Origin of the sequence: Pararhizobium sp. (genome assembly GCF_035497515.1) — a bacterium.
Lineage (GTDB): Bacteria > Pseudomonadota > Alphaproteobacteria > Rhizobiales > Rhizobiaceae > Pararhizobium.
This window is the reverse complement of record NZ_DATJDJ010000110.1, coordinates 16839-42765: the sequence shown is the minus strand read 5'-3', so window position 1 is coordinate 42765 and position 25927 is coordinate 16839. Positions and strand designations below refer to the sequence as shown.

Below are 25927 nucleotides of genomic sequence, written 5' to 3'. Positions count from 1 at the left end.
AGATGAGGTTCACGCCTCCTGGGGGATGATCACATTAGCGGATATCATCGTGTGAGGCAGCGTCGTCGATCGTTAGAAAACGGATACCTCATGCGCCGGCTTTTCCTGGCTCTGCTGCCAATTGTGACGCTCCTGTCCGCCTGTTCGACCACGGATTACGATCTCGTCTCGACAGCATCGATCCCGCCGAAATTCCAGGACAAGGACCCGCAGGATTTCGGCGGGCGCACGCCGCACCATCACAACATCCACGGCATCGACGTCTCCAAATGGCAAGGCGATGTCGACTGGGCCAAGGTAAAGGCATCCGGCGTCTCCTTCGCCTTCATCAAGGCGACCGAAGGCAAGGACCGGATCGATGCCAAGTTCAACGAATACTGGCAGAAGGCCCGCGCCGCCGGCCTACCCTACGCGCCCTATCATTTCTATTATTTCTGCTCGACGGCCGACCAGCAGGCCGACTGGTTCATCGCCAATGTGCCGAAGAGCGCGGTCTACCTGCCGCCGGTTCTCGATGTCGAATGGAATGGCGAGTCCAAGACCTGTACCTATCGGCCGTCACCGCTGACCGTGCAGACCGAAATGAAGCGCTTCATGGACCGGCTGGAAGCCCATTACGGCAAGCGCCCGATCATCTACACGTCGGTGGACTTCCACCGCGACAATCTCGTCGGCCAGTTCAACGACTATCATTTCTGGGTGCGCTCGGTCGCGGCGCATCCGACGAAAATCTATGAGGAGCGACGCTGGGCCTTCTGGCAATATACCAGCACCGGCGTCATTCCCGGCATCCAAGGCAATACCGACATCAATGTCTTTGCCGGATCGCTGAAGAACTGGAAGAATTGGGTCGCCGCAGTCTCGAAACCGCGGCCAACGTCGTAATTTTCCATCCGGACGCGGTAATTCTTCTTTCAGCCCCATTGCCGTGCGAAAGCGGCTCTCATACGTTGCCGCGACGGCATCGGCCCTCTCCCTCGGCCGAGCCCGGCCGGACACGACCGGACAACCCGCCCTGCCAACAAGGACTTGCGATGACACGCGCCACACTGCGCTCCGTTCTCTCGATCGGTTTTCTTACCCTTTTGACCTCCACTGCGCTTGCCCAGGGCGCAGCCCCGCCGGTCGCCCCCTGCGGCGGTGATCTCGCCATTTTTCTGGAAGGCGTCAAAGCCGAGGCGATTGGCAAGGGCATTCCGGCCGATGTCGTCGATCGCGCGCTGGCAGGTGCTGCGATTTCCGAAAAGGTTCTGGGCCGCGACCGCGCGCAGGGTGTCTTCAAACAGAGCTTCACCGAATTCTCGCAGCGCACCGTCAGCAAGGCGCGTCTCGATATCGGCGCCAAGAAGATGAAGGAATATGCCGCGGTCTTCGACCGCGCCGAGAAGGAATTCGGCGTTCCCGCGCCTGTCATCACCGCCTTCTGGGCAATGGAAACCGATTTCGGCGCCGTCCAAGGCGATTTCAACACCCGCAACGCCCTGGTGACGCTGGCGCATGACTGCCGCCGCCCGGAAATGTTCCGGCCGCAGCTGATCGCCGCGATCGAGATGGTCCAGCACGGCGATCTCGACCCCGCCACGACGACGGGCGCCTGGGCCGGCGAAATCGGCCAGGTGCAGATGCTGCCGGAAGATATCATCGCGCAGGGCATGGATGGCGATGGCGACGGGCACGTCAACCTCAAGCAGAGTTCGCCCGATGCGATCCTGACGGCCGCCAAGTTCATCAAGAGCCTCGGATTCACTGCCGGTCAGCCCTGGATCCAGGAAGTGAGCCTGCCGGAAAACCTGCCCTGGGAAAAAACCGGGTTGCAGACGGGCATGACCGCCGGCGACTGGTTCAAGCTCGGCGTCTCGCCGCGCGATGGCAACACGACCTTCCCACAACTCGCCGCCTCGCTGGTCATCCCGCAGGGCCGCCACGGCGTCGCCTTCCTGACCTATCCGAATTTCAACGTCTATCTCGAATGGAACCAGTCGTTCATCTACACGACATCGGCCGCCTATTTCGCCACCCGGCTTGCCGGCGCACCGCCCTACGATACGCATCATCCGGAGCCCGGCCTGAGCGACGACGGCATGAAGGCGCTGCAGACCAAGCTGCAGGGCGTGGGCCACGATGTCGGCAAGATCGATGGCATCCTCGGCGCGGGCACGCGTGCCGCCCTGCAGAAGGAGCAGTTGCGCCTCGGCCTGCCCGCCGACGGCTGGGCAACGCAGGCCGTTCTCGACGCGCTTTAATCGTCGTTTCGGATTTCGTTCGACATCCTTGCCCGCCGCCGGTCTTGGCGGGCAAGACGGAAGGCCCGGTAGCGTGCCCTGAGCGACAAGCGCGCGCCATCGAGAGCAGCACCCCGCTTCGACAACTCGTTCAATTCCCGCGCATAGGCGATCGCCAAGGCCGTCCGATAGGTCGAGAGATGCTCGGACGCGATATTTTCCAGCCTGTGCATCATGTTGACCCAGAGCGGCGAGACCAGCAACGACAACGCCGTGACGGCGATCGCCACCTTGTAGGTCTCAAACCGCAACACGCCGGCGCCAAGGCCGGCTGCTGCCAGCACGAACGAAAACTCGCCGATCTGAGCCATGGACAGGCCCGCGACCAATGCGATGTGCGGCGGCGAGCCGGACTTGCGCAACAGGAAGATGTTCAGCACCGTCTTTGCCGCGATGACGAACAATGCCCCGAACAGCACAGACCAGAAATTTGCCGCGATGAAATCCAGATCGATCAGCAGTCCGATCGACAGGAAGAAAACGACCAGCAGCACACTCTGGATCGGCTCGATGACCGGGATGACTCGGCTGCGCAAAGTGGAATTGCCGATGACGATGCCGGCGAGAAAAGCGCCATAGGCCGGCGACATGCCAGCCAGGCCCGAGATCGCCGCCGCCCCGAAACAGACGGCCAGCGCCCCGAGCGCCAGAATCTCGACCTTGTCCTCCATCTCGGCGCTGAACGGGATCTTCAGCTTGCCCCTATGGCCGAACCACCACAGCAGCGCTGCGAGAATGGAGATGGCGATGACGATCTTCGCGACGATCAGGCCAATGTTCTGCTCGTCACCACCCAGGCTCGAAACGAGAATCAGCATGGGCACGACGGCGATATCCTGGGCGATCAGCACGCCGACCGCGATCCGGCCGGTTTCACTGCGCAATTCCCCCATATCCTCGAGCATCTTCATGGCGACGACCGTCGATGACATGGCAATGACGAAGCCGAGGATAAGCCCCTCGGCGAGGCTCGCCCCGGTGATCAGGGGGATGAGGCCCGCCGCCGCGATGGCGGCGACGACCTGGCCGCCGGCCACCAGAATCGATTGCCGTAGACTGAGCACGAAGGCCTTGATCGACAATTCCATGCCGATGAAGAAGAGCAGGACGACGACGCCCATTTCAGCGAGAAGCGTGACATTGCCGCTTGAGGAAATGAAGCCGAAGCCCGTCGGCCCGAGTGCTACGCCGGCGAGAATGAAGCCCACCAGCGGCGGCTGGCGCAAGCGCAGGAACCCGAGGCCCAGAAACGCCGCGACCGCAACCACGATCGCAATGGAGATAAGCCCCTGCCCCTCATGCGCGGCAGCGGCAATCGAATGTGTCGCGACGGGCTCCAGCAGATCGTCCTTCATGTTCACGGCCCACCCCCAAGAATCGGGTGGCAAATTTCCACGACAGGTCTTAACCCTGACCATGATCCGGAGGAGACAGGGGAAGGTCAAGTCGAATGCACGCAAAAACGGGCGACATACAGAACAGGATGACACTCGCCACCTGGGGGCTTCTGGCGCTGCTCGGGCTGATCTGGGGCGGCTCGTTCTTCTTCGCGCGCATCGCCATCCAGCATGTGCCGGCCTTCACGCTCGTCCTGCTGCGCGTCGCGCTCGCCGCGCTCGCCCTGCACGTCTACGTTTTCGGCCGCTTCGACATTTATCGCGAGCTTGTCGCCCGCTGGCCGCAATTCCTGCTGATGGGACTGATCAACAACGCCATTCCGCACACCTTCATCTTTCTCGGCCAGACACAAATCGGGGCCGGGCTGGCGGCCATCCTCAATGCGACGACGCCGGTCTGGACCGTGCTGATCGCCAACACGCTGACGCAGGACGAGAAACTGAGCCTTGCCAAGATCGCCGGCTGCCTGCTCGGTCTTGCCGGAACGGCGGTGCTGATCGGCCCGAGCGCCCTGCCGGGCCTGACCGCATCCGGCAGCACTATTCCGCTCTGGGCCCTGCTGTTTCCCGTGATCGCCGCCGTCAGCTACGGCTTGGCCGCGACCTATGGCAAGCGTTTTCGCGGGCTGGCAGCCCCGTTGACGGCAGCGGGGCAACTGACGGCCTCATCGCTGATCATGCTGCCGCTGTCCCTCGTCATCGACAGGCCCTGGACGCTGGCCATGCCGCCGATGACCTCCTTGCTCGCGGTGCTGGCGCTCGCCCTGCTTTCCACCGCCTATGGCTATATCCTGTTCTTCCGCATCATGAGCCGCGCCGGCGCCACCAACACGTCGCTGGTAACGCTCCTGGTGCCGCCGAGCGCCATCCTGCTCGGCTTCCTTTTTCTCGGCGAAACCCTGGAGCCGACCGACGTCGCCGGCATGCTGCTGATCGCCGGCGGTCTCGTGGTTCTCGACGGGCGAATCCTGCAGCGCCGCCGGGGATGATGGAATCGGCAGGAGCAAAGCGCCGCGCGCATGTGTCTAATCGGTCACTCACGGCGCATTTCAACGCGTTACATTAACCAGGCTTAAGACATTGTGAAAAAAATGTGGCGGCGAATAAAGGCCTTTTTAATCAGTGATTTAAGCCTGTGAATAACCACTTCTCAAGCGTCGCCCGCCGCAGTGCAGCATAACTTTTCCTTTCACGCGTGACATTTTCACCCTATCTTTCGAGGGTCAACGCAAGGAGGGCCGGTTATGGGACTTACACATTCGTTGAATGTCCTCATGATAAGTGCAGCGTTTGTTTTCGTAGCAACCATGCTTTTCATCTGAAAAGCGCCAGTCCATTCGGTAAACAAGGGACTTTAATACCGTAAATCCATTGCAGCATGATCGAGCAAGGTGAAACGCTCAAAGGATCACCGCAGAGCAACAGCTGCCTCAAAAACGAAGCCCTTGAAACCTTCCGGTCTCAAGGGCTTTTTTCTGCCGAACGCGGTGGATGGGCGACGATCAGGCCGCCGCTCCCGTCGCCTGAAGAACGGTGCGTTTCACCCGCTCGAAGCCGACGAGATCGCATACGGCTGAAACCAGCGGCGACCGGTTCATCGTATAGACATGAAAATCGCGCAAGCCCCGGCGCGCCAGATCGACGATCTGTTCGGCGGCGATCAGCGTCGCTTCCTTGAAACGCTCCTGCGGGCTCTCGTCGAGATGGATGAGCCGCGTAACGATCGCATCCGGAACCGTGGCGCCGCAGAGGCCGGCAAACTTTCTCACCTGGGTCAGGTTGTTGATCGGCAGGATGCCGGGCACCACTGGAATATTGATGCCCGCCCGGCGCACCCGCTCCAGGTAGCGCTCGAAATCGTTGTTGTCGAAGAAGAACTGCGTCAGTGCCCGCGTCGCGCCACTATCGACCTTGCGCTTGAGCATATCGATATCGGCATCGACATTCGGGCTTTCCGGATGCTTTTCCGGATAGGCCGAGACCGAAATCTCGAAATCGCCACGCGAACGGATCGCGGCAACGAGCGCGGCGGCAGTTTCATACCCGCCCGGGAATGGCTCGTAACGCGCGCCGATACCGCCCTGCGGATCGCCGCGCAGGGCCACGAAATGACGCACGCCGCTGTCGATGAATTCGGTGACGATCGCATCCACCTCGGCGCGGGATGCGCCGACGCAGGTCAGGTGCGCCGCCGTATCGGCACACCCTTCCTCGTTGATCATGCGTCGCACGGCAGTGAGCGAACGCGCCTTGGTGGATCCGCCGGCGCCATAGGTCATCGTCACGAAGGCCGGGCCGAACGCCGAAAGATCGGAAACGGTCTGGAAAAGCTGGACCTCCATCTCGTCGTTCTTCGGCGGGAAATATTCGAACGAGAGCCGCAGGTTTCCGCGTTCCGCCGGGTAAAGAGTGTGTATCGCCATGTCATGTCCTCCCGGCATGGGCCAGCGCGCGTTTGCCCGCCGGTGTATCGGATGCGGAGGCCTGCCGCTGGTCGCGGGCAAGCCAGATGGTCACCGTCAGCTGCCGGTCGCGGTCGGTATCCGGCTTCAGATCGACGGCCTGCTCGACGGTCAGCCCGGCCTTCTCAAGCCATTCTTCCATCGTCTGCCGCGAAAAGCCCAAACGCACATGCGCATGGTCGTCCCGCAGGTATTCCAGCGCGTGCGGCGCAAGATCGATGATCACCAGCCGTCCGCCGGGCGACAGCATGCGCGCCGCTTCCGCGATCGCGGCGTCCGGCTGCTGCAGGAAGTGCAGGACCTGGTGGATGGTGACGAGATCGAACTGACGGCCGTCGAGCGGCAGGTTGAAGATGTCGCCGTGGCGGATCGAGGCCTTGGTGATGCCTGCCCGGTCGAGATTGGCGCGGGCAACCGCGAGCATGTCGCGGCTGGCATCGACGCCGACGCCACGTTGATAGATGCCTTCGAAGAGCTGCAGGATGCGTCCCGTGCCAGTGCCGAGATCGAGCAGGCCATCGACCGGCTCCGGCCCGATCATGGCCCTCAGTGCCGCCTCGACATCGGCTTCGCTGACATGCAGGCGCCGCAACTCGTCCCATTCGGCGGCGTTGCGGCTGAAATAGGCCTGCGCCTTCTCGGATCGCGCCAGTTTCAGCGCCGAGAGCCGCTCGCCGTCACGCGTCAGGACGGCATCGTCGAGATTGGCGGCGGACAGGAGGCCACGCACCAGCGCCACGCCCGCCCCCTCACCCTTCAGGCGGAAATAGGCCCAGGCGCCCTCCTGATACCGATCGATCAGCGACACCTCGGCCAGCAGCTTCAGGTGGCGGGAGATTCGGGGCTGCGACTGGCCAAGAATTTCGGTAAGATCGGTGACGGTCAGGTCGCCGGCCGCGAGCAGCGCGAGAAGACGCATGCGCGTCGGCTCCCCCGCCGCCTTGAGCACGTCGACCAATTCGTCCAAACCAAGTCCCTGCTCGTGCGCCATTCAAAACCCCATCAACACATAAAGATATGTTTATGTGATTTTCACACGCATCGCAAGACGAAATGTGGCAGCGGGTTCGCGCAAACGAAAAAGGCGATCCGAGAGGACCGCCTTGATCTTTCATCAATAAACTCTCGCATCCGCAGCCGGATGCATCCCATGACTGATGACCGTCAGCGGGTCAGGCGCTTGTAGCTGACGCGGCTTGGATTGACCGATTCCGCGCCGAGACGACGGATCTTGTCCTGCTCGTAATCCTCGAAGTTGCCTTCGAACCATTCGACATGGCTGTCGCCTTCGAACGCCAGGATATGCGTGGCGAGCCGGTCGAGGAACATGCGGTCGTGGCTGATGATGACGGCGCAGCCGGCAAAATTTTCGAGCGCCACTTCCAGCGCACCGAGTGTTTCAGTGTCGAGGTCGTTGGTGGGTTCGTCGAGCAGCAGGACGTTGCCACCGGACTTCAGCATCTTGGCGAGGTGAACGCGGTTGCGCTGACCGCCCGACAGGTTGCCGACCTTCTGCTGCTGGTCGGTACCCTTGAAGTTGAAGGCGCCGCAATAGGCACGCGAATTCATGTCGAACTTGCCGAGCTTGATGACTTCGGCGCCGCCGGAAACTTCCTCCCAGACGGTCTTGTTCGGGTCGAGCGCATCGCGGCTCTGGTCGACATAGCTCAGCTGGACGGAATTGCCGACGCGGAACGTACCGCTGTCGGGCTGTTCCTGGCCGGTGATCATGCGGAACAGGGTCGTCTTGCCGGCGCCGTTCGGGCCGATGACGCCGACGATACCGCCCGGCGGAAGCTTCAGCGTCAGGTCCTCGATCAGCACGCGGTCGCCATAACCCTTGGTGATGCCTTCCATCTCGATGACGACCTGGCCGAGGCGCTCGGCCACCGGGATGATGATCTGCGCATCGCCGGGCCGGACGTTCTCGGCCGCCTCGACCAGCTGGTCATAGGCCTTGATACGCGCCTTGGACTTGGACTGGCGGGCCTTGGGGCTGGACGCGATCCATTCCTGCTCGCGGCTGATCGCCTTCTGGCGGGACGCATCTTCACGCGATTCCTGCTGCATGCGCTTGGCCTTGGCAAGCAGATAGGCCGAATAGTTGCCTTCATAGGGAATGCCGCGGCCGCGATCGAGCTCGAGGATCCAGCCGGTAACGTTATCGAGGAAGTAGCGATCGTGGGTGATCATCATGACGGCGCCGGAATATTGGCGCAGGTGGTTTTCAAGCCAGCCGATCGTCTCCGCATCCAGATGGTTGGTCGGTTCGTCGAGCAACAGCAGGTCCGGCTTGGAGAGCAGAAGCTTGCACAAGGCGATACGGCGGCGCTCACCACCCGAGAGACTGGTGACATCGGCATCGGCCGGCGGGCAGCGCAGGGCTTCCATGGCCATTTCGACCTGACTGTCGAGATCCCAGAGATTCTGGCCGTCGATGATATCTTGCAGACGTGCGCCTTCATCGGCCGTCTCGTCGGAATAGTTCATCATCAGTTCGTTGTAGCGCTCGAGGATCGCCGTCTTGTCGGCAACGCCTTCCATGACGTTTTCCTTGGCGGTCTTCGTCGGATCGAGATGCGGCTCCTGGGCGAGGTAGCCGACGGTCGCGCCTTCGGCCACCCAGGCTTCACCGGTATATTCGGTGTCGAGCCCGGCCATGATCTTCAGGACGGTCGATTTACCGGCGCCGTTCGGACCGAGGATACCGATCTTGGCGTCCGGGTAGAACGAGAGATGGACGTTCTCCAGGACCTTCTTGGTGCCGTAGGACTTGTTCAGCCCCGACATGTGATAAATGAATTGACGTGCCATGGACAGACTGCTCCGACGGAATGGGATTTTGCCCGCTATGTAGGCGAATTATCCCGCCGGAGCAATGAAGAAACCGGCCTTAGGCACGCCATTCACTGAATGCCGGCCGCATCGACGGTGCCCCTGTCGCATTTGAAATCGGTCTTTCCGGCCGCAAGGATCAACTGCGACAGGCCTGGCCCGCCCGAAACGTCTCCCGACAGGCCGATCGTCAGTCCGGTAATGAGGCTGCGCGACCCGGCCTTCTGGCAACGCATCCGCACCCGCTCGCCGGCGCCAGCGCCAAAGCTGGTGTCGAAGGCCTGCTTGATCTCGCTTTCCGTCACCTCCTCGCCGATCCGGCCGGCAAACAAGGTGCGCACCGCCGAGCCGTTGAACTCATCGAGAAACTTGAGCTGAAGCGCGAAATAGTCCTGCGCCGTGCCGCCCTGGCAGGTGCCGCTGCGCAGCCATTGGTGCCGGTCTAAACCGGATTGCGTTCCGGGCATGGCGACAAGGAGACGGGCCGCTGTGTCTTCGGCCATGGCCAGTTGCGGCAGGTCCAGCCAGCTACCCTTCTTGTCGCGGGCGCGAATATCGGCCGCCACGCCGCAATAACTCTTCTTCACGGGCCAGAGACCGTGCAGGGAAAAATGCGTCGCATCGAACCGCTCCGCCGTCTGCCCGGCGCATTCCTTGCGCTTCGGCCGCGTTTCGCAAAAACCGGGCTGCCAACTGACGGCGAGGATATATTGGGTTTTCGGCGGAGGAGAAGACGTCTTTTCGGCCGCAACGGCCAGCTGGGTCATCATCACCACGATGCCGACGAGGCTCATGCAGTACACCAATGCAACCCCGAGATATTTCGCATTCCCCTCCATGACCATCTCCCGTTAAATAAGAACAAAACAAGATCATATGAGGACTAAAACGAGAAAAATGCAACCAGGAATCGTCATGCGACGGATATTTTATGACCTGATGCGAAACGAGCACCATGCAGCAATTGCCTTTGCCTGATAAATCAAGTTGATAACTCTTTGAGCTGGAACTTCACCGGGGAGAGGATTCGGGGTGTTCACCACGGTCGAGACATTGCAAAGCCCCAGCGGAGCGGCCCTTGCCTGGCGCCGTCAGGGCGCCGTCTCGCCGGAACGCGGCGTGCTGATGATCAGCCACGGCCTTGCCGAACATTCCGCCCGCTACGCCCGCTTCGCCGCCTTCATGGCGGCGCAGGGATTTCATGTCTACGCCCACGACCATCGCGGCCATGGCGCGACGCGCGCCAGTGATGCGCCGCTCGGCCGTTATGCCGGCACGCAGGGCGTCGCCAAGGTGGTGGCCGATGTCCGGGCCATGCGCGACAGGGTGGGCGCCAGCCATCCCGGCCTGCCGGTCATCCTGTTCGGCCATTCGATGGGCGGGCTGATCGCTCTCAACGCAGCCGAGGACGATCCCAAACGGTATGCCGGGCTTGCCATCTGGAACTCCAATTTCAATCCCGGCCTCGCCGGCCGCGCCGCGCAGATCATACTTGCCACGGAGAAAATGCTGAAAGGCTCGGACGTGCCGAGCGGCGTGCTGCCAAAGCTCACCTTCGGCGCCTGGGGCAAGTCTATCGCCGGCCACACGACCGATTTCGACTGGCTCTCGCATGACCCGGCCGAGGTGGCGCTCTATGTCAACGATCCGCTCTGCGGCTTCGATGCCAGCGTTTCGATGTGGATTGACCTGTTCGAACTGACATTTGCGGGCGCCAGGCCGGATCGCCTGCGGAAACTGCCCTCAGCCCTGCCCGTCCACCTCGTTGGCGGCGGGGAGGATCCGGCGACGAACGGCGGACGCGAAATCCGCTGGCTTTCGCAGCGTATGGCCACGACCGGTTTCGAGCGCGTGACAACGATCATCTATCCGACGATGCGCCACGAGACGCTGAACGAAACCGAGCGTGATCGCGCAATGCGGGACTTTGCCGACTGGTGCCTGACGACAGTCGCGGACAAGCGGATCTGACGACGGCATGACCAGTCTCACCACACCATCATCATTTGCGAAAGGCAGCGACATCTCCTTCGGGCTGGGCCTGATGGTGATCGCGGTCCTGATCGCGCCGCTGATCGATATCTTTTCCAAGCTGGCGATCGTAACGGTTCCTTCGGCACAGATCACGGCGATCCGCTTCGTGCTGCAGATGGTCTTCATCCTGCCCATCGTGCTGTGGCGCGGCACACTGTTTGACCTGACATGGAAAAAGACCGGCCTACACATGCTGCGCGGCGGCCTGCTGTTGATCACCATGCTCTCCTTCATCACCACCCTGAAGGTGATGGAGGTTGCCGATGCCATCGCCATCTTCTTCGTCGAACCGATCATCCTCACCATTCTCGGCAGCATCTTCCTCAAGGAAACCATCGGCTGGCGGCGCTACACGGCTTGCGCCGTCGGCTTTCTGGGCGCGCTGCTGGTCATCCAGCCGAGCATGGAGGAAGTCGGCTGGATCGCGCTTTTGCCCATCGTTTCGGGTTTCGGCCTGGCGATCTTCCTGCTGGTGACGCGCATGGTCGCCCAGAGCGAGGATCCCTGGTCGATGCAGTTCCATGCCGGTCTCTGGGGCGCGCTGTTCTGCGGCCTGTTGCTGTTGTTTGGCGAAGGGACGGGTTCGGCGGTCTTCGATCCGGTCACGCCGGATATGACCGCCAGCCTCTACCTGCTCTGCGTCGGCGTCGTGGCGACGATTTCCGGCGTGCTCGGCGTCTATGCCTATCGTGCCGCGCCGGCCTCGGTGCTGGCACCTTTGCAATATCTGGAAATCGTCTCGGCGACGATCTTCGGCTGGCTGGTGTTCGGCGACCTGCCGGATGCCCTGAAATGGCTGGGGATCGCGATCATCATCGCCTCCGGTCTCTACATCATCTGGCGCGAACGCAGGATAAACAAGAGCGCTGGTATCGCGCCGGTATCACCGGCCATTTAAGAATATGGTTTTTAGGCTTTTGGGAGGAGCGGACATGAAGACAGGCGGAGAACTGATCGTCGAGGCGCTGAAGGCGAACGGCGTCAAGCGGGTGTCCTGCGTGCCGGGGGAGAGCTATCTCGCCGTGCTCGACGCGCTCCATGACACCGATATCGATGTCGTCGTCTGCCGCCAGGAAGGTGGCGCGGCAATGATGGCCGACACCTGGGGCCGGCTGACGGGCGAGCCCGGCATCTGCATGGTCACGCGCGGCCCCGGCGCCATGAATGCGTCCGCCGGCCTGCATATTTCAAGACAGGATTCGATCCCGATGATCCTGTTCATCGGCCAGGTGCAGCGCGAAGCCCGTGAACGCGAAGCTTTCCAGGAGATCGAGTATCGCCGCGCCTTCACCGAGATCGCCAAATGGGTGGGCGAGATCGACGATCCCGCCCGCATTCCCGAATTCGTCACCCGCGCCTTCGCCGTCGCGACCTCGGGCCGTCCCGGCCCCGTGGTTCTGACCCTGCCGGAGGACATGCTGACACAGAAGACCGAAGCGGTTGCCGCACGTCCCTACCAGCCGGTGGAAAGCCATCCCGGCCCCGGCCAGATGAAAGCGCTCGAAACCCTGCTCGCCAAGGCACAACGCCCGGTCGCCATCCTCGGCGGCACGCGCTGGACGGAGGATGCCGTCCGCCAGTTCCAGGTCTTTGCGGAACGGTTCGATCTTCCCGTCGGCTGCTCCTTCCGGCGCCAGATGCTGTTCGATCACCTGCATCCCAACTATGCCGGCGATGTCGGCATCGGCATCAATCCGGCTCTGGGCAAGGAAATCCGCGAGGCGGACCTCGTGCTGCTGATCGGTGGCCGGTTTTCGGAAATGCCGTCGTCGGGCTATTCGCTGATCGACATTCCCTATCCGCGCCAGACGCTGGTGCATGTCCATCCGGACCCGAGCGAACTCGGCCGCGTCTATCGCCCTGATCTGGCGATCGTCGCGTCACCCGCCGATTTCGCCGCCGCGCTTGAAACACTGACCCCTGCGGCAAACCCGGCAGCGAGCGGCCGGGCAGCGACGATGCACCAGGCCTATCTCGCCTGGTCGACCCCGCCGGAAACCGGGCCCGGCGATGTGCAGATGGGGCCGATCATGCGTTTTATCGAGGAGAATACCGCCAAGGACACGATCTTCACCAATGGCGCCGGCAACTATGCGACTTGGGTGCATCGGTTCCACCGGTTCCGTCGGTTCAACACGCAGGCCGCGCCGACCTCCGGTTCCATGGGCTACGGACTGCCGGCGGCAGTCGCTGCCAAGCATCTGTTTCCGGACCGCGAAGTCATCTGCTTTGCCGGTGACGGCTGTTTCATGATGCACGGTCAGGAGTTCGCGACCGCGGTGCGCTACGACCTGCCGATCATCACGCTGGTGATCAACAACGGCATCTACGGCACGATCCGCATGCACCAGGAGCGGGATTATCCCGGCCGGGTCAGCGGAACCGACCTCACCAATCCGGATTTTGCCGCCTTCGCCCGCGCCTATGGGGGCCATGGTGAACTGGTGGAAAAGACGGAAGATTTCGCCGGCGCCTTCCTGCGCGCGCGGCAAAGCGGCAAACCGTCGATCATCGAGATCCGGCTTGATCCCGAAGCCATCACGCCGACACGGACCCTGTCGCAGATCCGGAATGGGTAGCGGCTGAAGCCTGGTGAGATCGGTCATCGAGCGATGCCGATCCGCTGATGCATCCTCGGGTCAAGCCCGAGGATGACGGAGGTTGGGGAGGCGCCTCAGCCTCGACAATTCACCCGAGAACAGCGAAATGAAACCGACCGCTCTCCCGGTGGCTGATACCCGACTTAACGTGCGCTTACCCGCGCAGATGCTGGGTCTGCTGGTAGACGTTGGTGGAGCGGGCGCCGGAGCGGCAGTAGCCGAGCATGGGGCGCTCGAACGTGTCGAGCGCATCGACCATGTCGCGCACGGCATCCGCCGTCACGCCCATCGGGCCGACCGGGATATGGGTGATGTCTAAGCCCAGCTCGCGGGCGCGGGCGGCAATGGTTTCGAACTGCGGCTGGTCGGGCTGCTCGAAATCGGGGCGATGGCAGACGATGGACTTGAACCCCATGGCCTTGATCGCGTCGAGGTCCTCGACCGAAATCTGACCGGTGACCGAATATTCATCGTTGATCTGGCGGATGTCCATGGAAAGCCTTCCTCGAAAATGATGCCCGGACTGATGTAAGACCGGCGGCATGATGCGTCAATCGGAAAGCAGTTCAGCCGATCTGGAACACCAGCGCGTAGTCGATACTCTCCCCCGCCTCAAGCAGCGGCATTTCACCGTCGGCGGCAAGTTCCGTCCGTTTGGCGATACGGTGCGAGACAGGTTCGATGCTGATCACATTGGCCGATCCGCGCTGGCAACGCCACATCTGCAGATTGGGCAAGGTGACGGTGCAAAACCGGACGGTCAGAGAACGTCCGGACAGGGCCTCGAACGGACCGAGCGTCACGCTCGCCCAGCCATCCCTGGCAGACGCTGCGGCGGGCAGACAGAAATGTGCGCTTTCCCCTTCGCCGAAACGCCACGGGCGTGTCTCTTCCGAAAACATGGTTCCGGAAATCCGCGTTTGCTCGCCCATCAGCCAGCCACCGATATTCATGTGATACATCAGCATCGGTGCAAACGGCCGGTTCCCTGTATTGGTGAACCGGTCCGCCAGCATGACTTCGGATGTATCGGGATTGATCGACCACCGCCGCGAAATACGCGCCGTTCCGCCGCCCGCAAGCTGGACGACGGTTTCCGCCAAACAGCCCGGTGCCTCATCCGCTTCCGCCATCCGGGTTTGCCCGACCGGTGTCGCGCAAAGCGAACCGTGCAAGGGAAATATCCGTCCCTCCGCATCGCCTTCGATCGGCTCCGGATGGCGGATGTGATCGGGGCCGCAAGTGAAGAAGAACCCTTGCAACGCGTGGTCGATGCGGCGGTCGCCGTCCGAGGGGACGGCGATCCCGGGCGAAATATCGACACCATCGACGACGAAAGCGCCGATATCCAGCGCCGACTGCCGGTCGAGCAGGATCTGGAATTCGCCCTCACCGCCACCGGATATCGTGATGGGCATGCGTATTCCTCCGCCAGGTTTCGTCCGGCGGGAATCGCCACGACTATGCTTTGAAAAAAGTATCGCAAGGCCGCCAGCGGTTCACCTGCCGAAAAAGGCCAACACACCGAAATTCATGGATTTTAGGGAACTGTTCATAATGAATTCAGTTTATTCATATTACCGTCCCATTTGATTTGTACGCCCCGAGCTCAACTGCCAGACAACAGGTTTACCGTGACGTTCGCATTACGATTCAGTATCGCCCTTTTTGCCTGCGCCAGCGCGCTTGCGCTTACCCCTGCCGCCAAGGCACAGGATGCGTTTGGCCGCCTGCCCGACAACGCCGTGCTGGTGACGCCACAAGGTGAAATTCTCGATTACATCCCCGAATCAGGCGAAGTGCGGATGATGCGCGACCATCGGGGCCGCACCGTGCTGGTCGATAGCTGGGGCAATATCGTAGCGACCGTCATGGGAACGGGCCGCGAGCGTAACACCGTGCGCCGCCGCGACGTGAATCGCGAGGCATACAACAATCAGGGCTTTGGTTTCTCCGACCGGGGCTACCAGAATTTCTCGCAGCCCGGTGACGTGACCGGCTCGATCCCGGATTATCGCGATGTCACGCCCCCCGGCGTTGAACGCCAGGCCCTGCCCTCGCAACCGGACGAGAACGACATGGTCGCCCTGCCGTCCGAGCCGACGGAAGACATGCAGCCGCAGCGCCAGACACTGCCGGCCGCGACCCGCATCGGTAAGAAGTCGAGCGCTGAAATCACCGCTCTGCAGGTCTTCCTCGATCGCGAAGGCTTTTCGCCTGGTGTAATCGACGGAAAAAACGGCTCGAACGTCACCAAGGCGATCGAAGCCTGGCAACAGGCGACCGGCGAGACGCTGGATCCGAACAATACCGACGACATCCTCGAGCGCCTGCGGTTCACCGGCGGGCTGCCGATCACCACCTACACGATCACCGCAGCGGATGCCGCCGGTCCCTATGTCGCCTCCATCCCGGAAGACTACGCCCACAAGGCCGCCCTGCCGCATCTCTCCTTCACCGCCACGACGGAAATGCTGGGCGAAAAATTCCACATGGACGAGGCCTATCTGCGCGAACTCAATCCCGGCATCGATTTCACCATTCCCGGCACGACCATCAAGGTGATCAATCCCGGCGAGATGAAGAAGGGCAAGGTCGCCCGCATCGTTGCCGACAAATACCGCAAGCAGGTCTTCGCCTATGACGATGCCGGTACGCTCGTTGCGGCCTATCCGGCCACGATCGGCTCGTCGGATACACCGTCGCCGTCCGGCACCGTGCAGGTCGACCGCATCGCCTTTGATCCAGGTTATACCTACAATCCGAAAATCAACTTCAAGCAGGGCGAAAACGACAAGGTGCTGACGCTGCAACCCGGTCCGAATGGCCCGGTCGGTACCGTCTGGATTGCCCTGTCGAAGCCGACCTACGGCATCCACGGCACGCCGGAACCATCGAAGATCGGCAAGACCCAGAGCCATGGCTGCGTGCGCCTCACCAACTGGGACGCAACGGAACTGGCCAAGATGGTCAGCGTCGGGACGACTGTCGAATTTCTGGACTGAGGACGAAAAAAATATCTCAGCTCCCCTGTTTGGGGGAGTGACGAAGATCTTTTGTAAGCGAAAATGACGATCTTCAGGATTGGCGATCAAACTGCGGCCTGAGGCCTTCAGCGCGAAAGCATTCGCCGCTGCGCGTCCGCGGTTCGGAAAAAGCCATAGTTAGGGTCCGATTTCGCGAAAAATGGACATCACGGTCGTGGCGTTGAGCTTGGAAGCGCGCCACGACCTTTCCATTTGTGTCGGGCGCCGGCACTGCCCGGAATCATGACTTCATCAGATATTCTCATAAAAAAACATTGCCGCGATGCGTTATCTGTCGGAGACATCGAAGACCAAATCCGACAGACGAGGAATGCCTTGATGGCCGCCGAACGCCCCCTTCCGAACCTATGGCACGCAACGGCGCCCGCCGCTCCCGAAACCCGGCCGCTTTCCAGCGATATCACCGTCGACGTCGCCATCATTGGCGGCGGCTTTACCGGCCTCTCCGCCGCCCTGCATCTCGCCGAGAAGGGCGTCACGGCCGCGGTCGCCGAGGCGAAGATGATCGGGTTTGGTGGCTCAGGCCGCAATGTCGGCCTGGTCAATGCCGGCATGTGGACAAAGCCCGAGGACCTGATCGCCACGCTCGGCAAGGAGGTCGGAACCCGGTTGCTGCGCGAACTCGGCGACGGCCCGTCGCTGGTCTATCAACTCGTCGAGAAGCACGGCATCCCTTGCGAGGCCGTGCGCAACGGCACGCTTCACTTGGCTGTCGGGGCGGAAGGCGTCAAGGACATCCAGGACCGCGAACGTCAATGGAAAACCTTCGGCGCGCCGGTGGAGGTTCTCGACGCAAACCGGGCAACCGCGCTGACAGGAGCCGAAGGTTTTGCCGGCGCCCTGCTCGACCGGCGGGCCGGCACGATCCAGCCGCTTGCCTATGCCCGTGGTCTTGCCCGCGCTGCCCTTGCCGCCGGCGCGCAGATCTATACCGATACCCCGCTGCGCTCGGCGACACGCGTCGGTGATCTCTGGAAACTGTCGGCCGGCAGCGGTACGATCACGGCGAAATCCGTCATTGTTGCCACCAATGCCTATGGCGACATGCTGAGCCAGACGCCCTGGACCAACTATACGCAGGAACTGACGATCCTGCCCTATTTCCAGTTCGCCACCACGCCGCTGTCGGACAATCTCGCCCGCTCCATCCTGCCGGAACGGCAGGGCTGCTGGGACACAGGTCTCGTCATGACGTCCTTCCGCATGGACCAGCAGAACCGGCTGATCTTCGGCAGCGTCGGCCGGCTCGACGCGCTGGCGGAGGGCACGCACCGGGCTTTCGCCGAACGGTCGCTGCGCAAGCTGTTTCCGGCACTTGGCCATATTCGCTTCGAATACTGGTGGGACGGCCGCATCGGCATGACCACCAACAACCTGCCGCAGATGCATGTAATGGCGCCGAACGTGTTTTCCGTCAGCGGCTATAATGGCCGTGGCATCGCACCGGGCACCGTCTTCGGCCGGGCACTTGCCAATCATGTGACGGGCGAACCGGCCGCCCTGCCCATCCTCGAAACGCCCGTGGCGCCGGACCCGTGGCGCAGCATGAAGTCCGCTTTCTACCATGTCGGCGCGCAGGCCAAGCATTTCATCGACCGACGGTTCTGATCGTCGTCCAAACAAAACGGGCCGCGCAATCGATGCGCGGCCCGTTTCCTTGGAGTGATTTCCCGTCAGGCGGCGCGACGCATACCGCCGGCAAGACGAAGCGGCAGCAGTTTGCGGACTTCATCTCCAAAGGCCCGGGCGTTCTCGCAGGCCTTGTCGAGATTGCTGACCCGGTGCGGGTCCATCGTCTGGAGCGTGCCTCCACAGTCGAAAATGTCGCGGAAAGCTGAACGTTCGATGATCGGCGTTTCGAGGACGTGCACGGCGCGCTGGGCGAGCAGTTGCTTGACGACCTGAAGCGCGCGGGTGGTAACCAGCGAATTGACGCGGGTGAGCACGACCGAATGCGGGATATCGACGCCGGCCTTTTCCTTGAGATAGCCGAGCAGTTCGAGAACCTGGGCGCCCCCCTTGGCATCCATAGCACAGCCCTGGATCGGGATCATGACGTGATCGGAAAGACCGATCGCGGTTGCCATCAGGGTGTTGCGCGCTCCGGCGAGGTCGATGATGAAATAGTCGGTCTTCGCCTTGTTCTCGTTGATGTGCCCCTGGATGGAGGTCATGGTCACGTAGGAGATGACATCGACATTCGGGATCTTGCCCGAAATATCATGCCAGTGGGAAATCCAGTGCTGCGGATCGGCGTCGAGAATGGTGACGCGGGCGCCGTGGCGCGCAAGTTCGGTTGCCAGGATAAGTGCGGCGGTCGTCTTGCCCGCGCCGCCCTTTGTATTGGCGAATGTAATGACTGGCATGTCTGTTCCTGTCTGAGAAGAAGTCCGAGCCCCCGCATGGCTCCCATCTAACGCTCGAAAACCATCGCGCTTCGGTTAATCAAATCTTCCAGAACGTGGTTAACAAAGTCTGAATGCGCGCCTCCCGAGAATTAACGATTGCTGGACGCAGGCGGACGGAGTTCAACGCAACCTCGGCTGAATCTTTTGATAAAAACGGGAAAATGCCCGCGATCAGAACTCGATGCGGAAGACGTCGGGATCGACCGGCGCGGCCGCGACCTTCCAGGGTGCTACCGCTTCGGCGGGAGCCTTGTAGCCGATGCGGGCCAGGCTGCAATTGGACTGCAGATGTTGCGGTCCGGCTATGCAGTGCTCGACCTCCAGCGCCAGTGCCTGCATGTTGCCGAGTGCCTTTGCGAGGTTGCTGACCCGGCCTTCGTCCATCGCATAGAGCGAGCCACCATGTTCGAACATGTCGCGATAGGCGCTACGTTCCATGATCGGAATATCGAGGAAGGCAACGCCGCGGCTGGCTAGGAGCGCCTTGACGTTGCGCATGGCGCGCGTCGTGACGAAGGAATTGACGCGGGTCAGCGCCACCGCATGATTGATGTGGCCGCGCGCATTGCTCTGCACCTGCCCGACGAGATCGAGCACATGGGCAGCGCCCTGCGCATCCATGGCGCATCCCTGCACCGGAATGAGAACGAGATCGGAGAGACCGGCGGCAAGCGCGACGAGCGCATCGCGGGCGCAGGAGAGATCGACGATGATATGCGAAGCCTGCCCCTGCAGCATGCGCAGATTGCCGCCGAGATTGGCGAAGGTCACACCGGTGACGATGGAAACGGTTTCGATAGCCTTGGGCAGGCGATGCCATTTGGCGGCGAAGGCAAGAGGATCACAATCGAGGATCACGACCTTGCCGCCCCTTTGGGCAAACTCCATGGCAAGCAGCACGGCCGCCGTCGTCTTGCCGGTGCCGCCTTTTGCATTCGCAATTGAAATGATCGCCATTTTCTTCCGGAACCTGCACCGCACGCACCCGATCCGCCTCGAAGGTCGCGCCTCTCCATCAACAAGGTTGCAAAACAGGATTAAAAAACGGCAAACAATCCTTAGCCGGAAAACAAAAAGGCCAGCATCGGTGCTGGCCCTCCTGAATTGTTGATGCTGCTAGGCGGAAAAAAAACGCACGTTTATTTAGATGCAGTCCTTGAACAACTGCCTGGCGGCGTCGAGCGTCAGTTCGACCGGGTTGCCGCCGGCCGTCGGATCGACGATCGCCATCGCGGCCATTTCGTCGATACGGTCGGTGCCGACGCCGAGCGCCGAAAGCTTGTCGGGAACACCGAGTTCTTCGCGCAGTTTCAGGACATAGTCATAGAAGCCATCAAAGCCGCCGGAAATGCCGAGATAGGCGGCAGCCATGGCGATCTTGCCTTCGATCGCCGAACGGTTGAAGCGCAACACCGGCGGCATGACGACGGCATTGGTCATGCCGTGATGGGTATTGTAGATCGCGCCGACCGGATGCGACAGCGAATGGATGGCGCCCAGCCCCTTCTGGAACGCGACAGCCCCCATGGCGGCCGCCGACATCATGTGAGCGCGGGCTTCGATATCGGTGCCGTCCTTATAGGCGCGCGGCAGATATTCCTTGACGAGCCGCAGGCCTTCCAGCGCGATGCCGGCCGACATCGGATGATAGAAGGGCGAAGAATACGCTTCAAGGCAATGGGCAAAGGCATCCATGCCGGTGCCGGCGGTGATCACCTTCGGCATGCCGACCGTCAGTTCCGGATCGCAGATGGTGATCGCCGGCAGGAACTTCGGATGGAAGATGACCTTCTTCGTATGGGTCTGCGAATTGGTGATCACCGAAGCGCGGCCGACTTCCGAGCCGGTGCCGGCTGTCGTTGGCACGGCGATGATGGGCGCGATGCCCTCGACGCGGGCGCGCGTCCACCAGTCGCCGACATCCTCGAAATCCCAGACCGGCCGGCTCTGCCCGGCCATGAAGGCGACCGCCTTGCCGAGATCGAGGCCCGAGCCGCCACCAAAGGCGATGACGCCGTCATGACCGCCCGCCTTGAACGCCTTGACGCCGGCCTCGAGATTGACATCCGTCGGGTTCGAATCGACATCGGCGAACAGCGCCCGCCCAAGTCCGGCGGCGTCGAGAATATCGAGCGCGTTCTGGGTGATCGGCATCGGCGCCAAGCCACGGTCGGTGACCAGCAGCGGTTTCTTGATGCCGAGTGCCTTGCAATGGTCGGCGAGTTCCTTGATGCGCCCTGCCCCGAACTTGATGGATGTCGGGTAGCTCCAATTGGCAGTGATGGTCATGGGTCAGGCTTTCTTGAGGTGGTAGGATTTCGGGCGGGTCAGGTTCTGGAAACCGATGACCGACAGCGAGCCGCCGCGGCCGGTTTCCTTGACGCCGGTCCAGCAGAGCGCCGGATCGAGATAATCTGCACGGTTCATGAAGACGGTGCCGGTTTCGAGATCCTGGCCGATACGCGCGGCGCGCTCGGCATCCTTCGTCCAGAGCGACGTCGTCAGTCCGTATTTGCAATCGTTCATCAGCGCGAGTGCTTCCGCGTCGTTCTTCACCTTCATGATGCCGACGACCGGGCCGAAGCTCTCTTCCGTCATGACCTTCATGGAGTGATCGACATCGACCAGAACCTGGGGGCCAAGATAGGCGCCGCCGTCATCGGCCGGGAAGAGTTTGGGATCGACCAGAGCCTTGGCACCCTTGGCGACGGCCTCGGCTGTCTGCGCGCGAACTTCGGCGGCAAAACGCTTGTGCGCCATTGGGCCGAGCGAGGTTTCCTGTTCCAGCGGATTGCCGAGCTTGTAGGCGGAGGCGAAGGCAACTGCTTTCTCGACGAAATCGTCGTAGAGGTTTTCGTTCACATAGATGCGCTCGATGCCGCAGCAGCACTGTCCGGAATTGAACATGGCCCCATCCATCAGCGTATCGACGGCGGCGTCCAGATCGGCGTCTTCCATGACATAGCCCGGATCCTTGCCGCCGAGTTCAAGACCAAGGCCGGTAAAGGTGCCGGCGGCAGCCCGCTCGATCGAGCGACCGCCCTCGACGGAGCCCGTGAAATTGACGAAGTCGAAGCTCTTGGCGGCGATCAGCGCCGAGGTCGTGGCGTGATCGAGGAAGATGTTCTGGAAGATATCTTCCGGAACACCGGCTTCCACGAAGGCGCGCACCATGCGCTCGCCAACGAGGATGGTCTGGCTGGCATGTTTGAGGATGACGGCATTGCCCGCCATCAGCGCCGGCGCAACCGTGTTGATCGCCGTCATGTACGGATAGTTCCAGGGCGCGATGACGAAGACGACGCCGTGCGCGACGCGTTCGATGCGGCGCTCGAAACTGGCGCTGTCTTCCACGATGATCGGAGCAAGCGCATCGGCAGCGATCGTCGCGACATAGTTGGACCGCTCGTTGAAGCCGCGGAATTCGCCACCGTAACGCACCGGCCGGCCCATCTGCCAGGCGAGTTCCGGCACGACGTCCTCGACCATCTCGTTAAGCCGCGCAACGCCGGACAGAACCAGCTTCACCCGGTCCTCAACCGGCCGTTTCGCCCAGTTTTTCTGTGCCGCACGCGCACGGGCAACCGCAGCCGAGGCGGTGGCCGCGTCAACCGCGGGGCGTTCCGCGTAAACTTCCCCGTTCACCGGGGAAATGCATTGGATCATGGTCATCAGTGTCTCCGAAATTTCAACAGGCGAGTGTCTTGACATGACCGGCGGCGCCATAGGCGAGGATCGCCCGGTCACGAGTGATGATGGTGAGGTCTCGCTCCCGGGCGGTGGCGATCGGCCGTGTTGCGATTATCTCAAGCCCGCTCAAAGCCGCGCGCCACCTCCCAATCCGTCACACGGCGGTCGTACTCTTCCTGCTCCCATTCGGCGGCGCGGGTATAGTGCTCGATGACATCTTCGCCGAAGGCGTCGAGCAGCATCTTGGAACTGTTAAGAGATGCCGCGGCATCACGCAGTGTGCGCGGAATTTCGCGGACATTCTTGCCGCCATAAGCGTCGCCGACGAAGGGGGCTTCGAGTTCCATCTTGCCCTCGATACCGGCGATACCGGCCGCGATCAGCGCCGCCATGGCCAGATACGGATTGAGGTCGGAACCGCCGACGCGGCATTCGATGCGGATTGCCTTCGAGCCCTCGCCGCACAGACGATAACCGGCGGTGCGGTTGTCCTTGCTCCAGACCGCCTTGGTCGGCGCGAACGTGCCGGCGACGAAGCGCTTGTAGGAATTGATATAGGGCGCCAGGAAATAGGTGATTTCGCCGGCATGGGTCAAAAGGCCGGCCACATAGTGGCGCATCAGGTCCGACATGCCGTATTTGGCGTCCTTGTCGAAGAATTTCGGCGTCTTGCCGTCGGCGCTCCACAGCGACTGGTGGATGTGCGACGACGATCCGGCAGCATCGTAGTTCCACTTGGCAAGAAAGGTGATCGCCTTGCCACGAGACCAGGCGATTTCCTTGCAGCCGTTCTTGATGATGACGTGCCGGTCGGCCATGGTCAGCGCATCGGCATAGCGGACATTGACCTCTTCCTGGCCGGCAGAGGCTTCGCCCTTGGTGTTCTCGACCGGAATGCCGGCACCCTGCAGACCGTTGCGGATCGCCCGCATCACGTCTTCTTCCTTGGTGGTCTGGAAGATGTGGTAGTCCTCGTTATAGCCGCTCACGAGCTTCAGGTCGCGGTAGCCGCTCTCGCGGGCATCGTCGTAGGATTGATCGAACAGGAAGAATTCGAGTTCCGTCGCCATGAAGGCCTTCAGCCCCATCGCTTCGAGCCGGGCGACCTGCTTCTTCAGGATGGCGCGCGGCGAGTGCGGAACTTCCTTGTGGGTGTGATGGTCGAGCATGTCGCAAAGAACCAGCGCCGTGCCTTCAAGCCAGGGAATGCGGCGAAGCGTCGAAAGATCCGGCTTCATCGTGTAGTCGCCATAGCCCGCTTCCCAGCTCGTCGACTTATAGCCGGAGACGGTGTCCATCTCCATGTCGGTCGCCAAAAGGTAGTTGCAGCTATGGGTCTCTTCCCAGGCGCTGTCGACGAAGAACTGTGCATGGAACCTTTTGCCCATCAGACGTCCCTGCATGTCGACCTGACAGGCCAGGACCGTATCGATGCGGCCTTCGGCAACATCCTTTTTCAACTCTTCGAATGAATAGCTGGCGCTCATTTGGAAAATATCCTGTGATTGTGCTGGGCCGGCGCGTCGTGACGCGGCCACTGAATATGGTGCGGAAGCCGCAAACACGCGGCTTCCGTCTCGCTTCTCAAGAGTTAGATCTGACCGACTGCCTTTTCAGCCGCAGCGATCTCGGCTGCACGGCGCTCGACTTCGGCGCCAATCGGCGGGCCACGGAAGCGGCGCTTCTCAAAGCCGAACCAGACGATGCCGGTGAGAACCAGGAAGCCGACCGTAACGTAGAGGGCCGGGTCGTTCGGCGGCTGAACGCCGAGAACGAAGATCAGGATCATGGCCAGGATCGTCAACACGGCGAACAGCTTGAAGATACCTTCGCCCAGATTCCAGGGACCCATCTTGTCCCATTTCGACGTGCCCCAGGCAAAAAGACCAAGGGTGATCGGGATTGCGAAGGAGAAGAACAGGAAGATGACCGTGCAGGAAACGACGATCGTGTAGACCGGCGTCTCGCCGATCGTCACGAGCGACGATCCCCAGACGAACAGAACCGCAAGGATGGAGCCCGTCCAGATGGCCGCCACCGGCGTGCGATAGGTCGGGCTGACCTTTGCCAGAGCCTTCGAAGCAGGCAGGCCACCATCGCGGGAGAAAGCGAAGATCATGCGCGAAACCGAGGTGACCGTTGCCAAACCGCACAGCCACTGGCTGACGAGGATGGCCAGATAGAGGATGTCCTTGACGAGCGGATTGACCTGCGCGTCCATGCCCCAGAAGAAGACGTTCCAGCCCTGCTTTGCGGCTTCGTCCATGTTGGGGAGCATCAGAACGAAGCTGCACAGCATGATGTAGCCGAAGAGAGCCGACCAGAGGACCGAGGAAACCATGCCGCGCGGAACCGACGTTGCCGCCTTGACGGTTTCTTCCGAGGTGTGTGCGGAAGCATCATAGCCGGTAATCGTGTAGATCGGCAGGAGCAGGCCGAGCAGGAATACCCAAATGCCCGAGGTCTCAGGCCAAACGTTGCCGCCGGCTTCGCCCGAATAGTTGGAGAACGTGAACAGGCGGCCGAATTCATAAGTATCGGCGGCGGTCAGGCACACGACCGACAGCACAATCGCGGTCGCGAAGATCAGGTAGCCCGAGAAGTCGGTGAGCTTGGCGGTCAAACCGATGCCCATGTGGTTGACGAGCGCCTGCAGGCCGGTGATGACGACCAGGAAGAGAATGCGAATCGTGGTGGAATCTTCCAGGCCGAAATAGGGCGTTCCGAAGGAACCCATGAAAAAATAATAGGTGCCGACATTGATGGCGCCGAGAACAGTCACGAGACCGAGCAGGTTGAACCAGGCAGTCACCCAGCCGGTAAAGCGGTTGCCGAGGATGGAACCCCAGTGATAAAGGCCGCCCGCGGTCGGATAGGCCGACGAGATTTGCGCCATGGCGACGGCGAAAACGAGAGAGACGAAGCAGCCGAGCGGCCAGCCGATGCCGATCGCCGCGCCGCCCGCACCCGACGTCGCCTGCGCCAGGGAATTGATGCCGCCCGAAAGAATGCAGATGATCGAGAACGAAACGGCGAAGTTCGAAAACGAACTCATGCGCCGTTCGAGTTCTTGCGCATAGCCCATCGAATGGAGGACCTTCAGGTCATCATGTTTATCGGTATCTGAGTAGTCTGACATTTTTTTCCCCTGTATCGACCCACCTCCGGCGTT

22 protein-coding genes are annotated in these 25927 nt (G+C 61.6%); 8 read left to right on the top strand and 14 right to left on the bottom strand.

Annotated elements, in window-relative coordinates:
* Positions 1-90 precede the first annotated feature (90 nt).
* Together VL202_RS11655 and VL202_RS11650 are read left to right on the top strand one after the other, a co-directional pair.
* Positions 91-885 carry a GH25 family lysozyme gene (locus VL202_RS11655; protein ID WP_325464283.1) on the top strand — a complete coding sequence of 265 codons (795 nt, stop codon included), beginning with the start codon at positions 91-93 and terminating at the stop codon, positions 883-885.
* Between the two features lie 149 nt (positions 886-1034).
* The gene (locus VL202_RS11650) at positions 1035-2243 is read left to right on the top strand and encodes a lytic murein transglycosylase (RefSeq protein ID WP_325464282.1); all 1209 of its coding nucleotides are present in this window, start codon (positions 1035-1037) and stop codon (positions 2241-2243) included.
* Here VL202_RS11650 and VL202_RS11645 read toward each other — a convergent pair.
* Entirely contained in the window at positions 2240-3637 is a 1398-nt protein-coding gene (locus VL202_RS11645; protein ID WP_325464328.1) for a cation:proton antiporter, read from the bottom strand. The genes VL202_RS11650 and VL202_RS11645 overlap by 4 nt on opposite strands.
* A gap of 95 nt (positions 3638-3732) precedes the next feature.
* Between VL202_RS11645 and VL202_RS11640 the strand changes: the two genes are divergently transcribed.
* Positions 3733-4668 (top strand): DMT family transporter, encoded by a 936-nt coding sequence (locus VL202_RS11640; RefSeq protein WP_325464281.1) that lies wholly within the window; start codon positions 3733-3735, stop codon positions 4666-4668.
* A gap of 513 nt (positions 4669-5181) precedes the next feature.
* Here VL202_RS11640 and metF read toward each other — a convergent pair.
* The 4 genes from metF to VL202_RS11620 all read right to left on the bottom strand — a co-directional run bounded on the left by metF (position 5182) and on the right by VL202_RS11620 (position 9746).
* Positions 5182-6102, bottom strand: a complete 921-nt coding sequence (gene metF / locus VL202_RS11635; protein ID WP_325464280.1) for a methylenetetrahydrofolate reductase [NAD(P)H] — start codon at positions 6100-6102, stop codon at positions 5182-5184.
* Position 6103: 1 nt separating this feature from the next.
* Positions 6104-7132: a metalloregulator ArsR/SmtB family transcription factor gene (locus VL202_RS11630; protein ID WP_325464279.1), complete on the bottom strand. Its 1029-nt coding sequence runs from the start codon at positions 7130-7132 to the stop codon at positions 6104-6106.
* A 173-nt stretch (positions 7133-7305) separates the two neighbouring features.
* Positions 7306-8955 (bottom strand): energy-dependent translational throttle protein EttA, encoded by a 1650-nt coding sequence (ettA, locus tag VL202_RS11625; RefSeq protein WP_325464278.1) that lies wholly within the window; start codon positions 8953-8955, stop codon positions 7306-7308.
* 92 nt (positions 8956-9047) lie between these two features.
* The gene (locus VL202_RS11620; protein WP_325464327.1) at positions 9048-9746 is read right to left on the bottom strand and encodes a ribonuclease T2; all 699 of its coding nucleotides are present in this window, start codon (positions 9744-9746) and stop codon (positions 9048-9050) included.
* A 262-nt stretch (positions 9747-10008) separates the two neighbouring features.
* Here VL202_RS11620 and VL202_RS11615 point away from each other — a divergent pair, with 262 nt between their 5' ends.
* Genes VL202_RS11615 through VL202_RS11605 form a run of 3 tightly spaced genes read left to right on the top strand, consistent with a single transcriptional unit; the run spans position 10009 to position 13589 of the window.
* A complete protein-coding gene (locus VL202_RS11615; protein WP_325464277.1) occupies positions 10009-10947 on the top strand; it encodes an alpha/beta hydrolase in 939 nt (312 codons plus the stop codon).
* A 7-nt stretch (positions 10948-10954) separates the two neighbouring features.
* A complete protein-coding gene (locus tag VL202_RS11610) occupies positions 10955-11908 on the top strand; it encodes a DMT family transporter (protein ID WP_325464276.1) in 954 nt (317 codons plus the stop codon).
* A 34-nt stretch (positions 11909-11942) separates the two neighbouring features.
* Complete coding sequence (locus tag VL202_RS11605) at positions 11943-13589, top strand: thiamine pyrophosphate-binding protein (protein WP_325464275.1); 1647 nt, start codon at positions 11943-11945, stop codon at positions 13587-13589.
* 175 nt (positions 13590-13764) lie between these two features.
* Here VL202_RS11605 and VL202_RS11600 read toward each other — a convergent pair whose 3' ends face one another.
* Both VL202_RS11600 and VL202_RS11595 read right to left on the bottom strand, forming a co-directional pair.
* A complete protein-coding gene (locus VL202_RS11600; RefSeq protein ID WP_325464274.1) occupies positions 13765-14103 on the bottom strand; it encodes a TIGR01244 family sulfur transferase in 339 nt (112 codons plus the stop codon).
* Between the two features lie 73 nt (positions 14104-14176).
* Positions 14177-15028, bottom strand: a complete 852-nt coding sequence (locus VL202_RS11595) for a DUF4432 family protein (protein ID WP_325464273.1) — start codon at positions 15026-15028, stop codon at positions 14177-14179.
* A 216-nt stretch (positions 15029-15244) separates the two neighbouring features.
* Here VL202_RS11595 and VL202_RS11590 point away from each other — a divergent pair, with 216 nt between their 5' ends.
* Positions 15245-16615: a L,D-transpeptidase gene (locus VL202_RS11590; RefSeq protein ID WP_325464272.1), complete on the top strand. Its 1371-nt coding sequence runs from the start codon at positions 15245-15247 to the stop codon at positions 16613-16615.
* A 360-nt stretch (positions 16616-16975) separates the two neighbouring features.
* Positions 16976-18265 carry an FAD-binding oxidoreductase gene (locus VL202_RS11585; protein ID WP_325464271.1) on the top strand — a complete coding sequence of 430 codons (1290 nt, stop codon included), beginning with the start codon at positions 16976-16978 and terminating at the stop codon, positions 18263-18265.
* Positions 18266-18330: 65 nt separating this feature from the next.
* Here VL202_RS11585 and VL202_RS11580 read toward each other — a convergent pair whose 3' ends face one another.
* The 7 genes from VL202_RS11580 to VL202_RS11550 form a co-directional block, all read right to left on the bottom strand.
* Positions 18331-19023, bottom strand: a complete 693-nt coding sequence (locus VL202_RS11580; RefSeq protein ID WP_325464270.1) for a ParA family protein — start codon at positions 19021-19023, stop codon at positions 18331-18333.
* Positions 19024-19236: 213 nt separating this feature from the next.
* A complete protein-coding gene (locus tag VL202_RS11575) occupies positions 19237-20022 on the bottom strand; it encodes a ParA family protein (RefSeq protein WP_325464269.1) in 786 nt (261 codons plus the stop codon).
* A gap of 186 nt (positions 20023-20208) precedes the next feature.
* Positions 20209-21354 carry an iron-containing alcohol dehydrogenase gene (locus VL202_RS11570; protein WP_325464268.1) on the bottom strand — a complete coding sequence of 382 codons (1146 nt, stop codon included), beginning with the start codon at positions 21352-21354 and terminating at the stop codon, positions 20209-20211.
* Positions 21355-21357: 3 nt separating this feature from the next.
* A complete protein-coding gene (locus tag VL202_RS11565; protein WP_325464267.1) occupies positions 21358-22737 on the bottom strand; it encodes an aldehyde dehydrogenase family protein in 1380 nt (459 codons plus the stop codon).
* A 16-nt stretch (positions 22738-22753) separates the two neighbouring features.
* Positions 22754-22885, bottom strand: a complete 132-nt coding sequence (locus tag VL202_RS11560; protein WP_325464266.1) for a hypothetical protein — start codon at positions 22883-22885, stop codon at positions 22754-22756.
* Positions 22872-24242: a glutamine synthetase family protein gene (locus VL202_RS11555; RefSeq protein ID WP_325464265.1), complete on the bottom strand. Its 1371-nt coding sequence runs from the start codon at positions 24240-24242 to the stop codon at positions 22872-22874. The genes VL202_RS11560 and VL202_RS11555 overlap by 14 nt, the downstream gene beginning before the upstream one ends.
* A gap of 104 nt (positions 24243-24346) precedes the next feature.
* Positions 24347-25894 (bottom strand): amino acid permease, encoded by a 1548-nt coding sequence (locus tag VL202_RS11550; protein ID WP_325464264.1) that lies wholly within the window; start codon positions 25892-25894, stop codon positions 24347-24349.
* Positions 25895-25927: the final 33 nt, after the last annotated feature.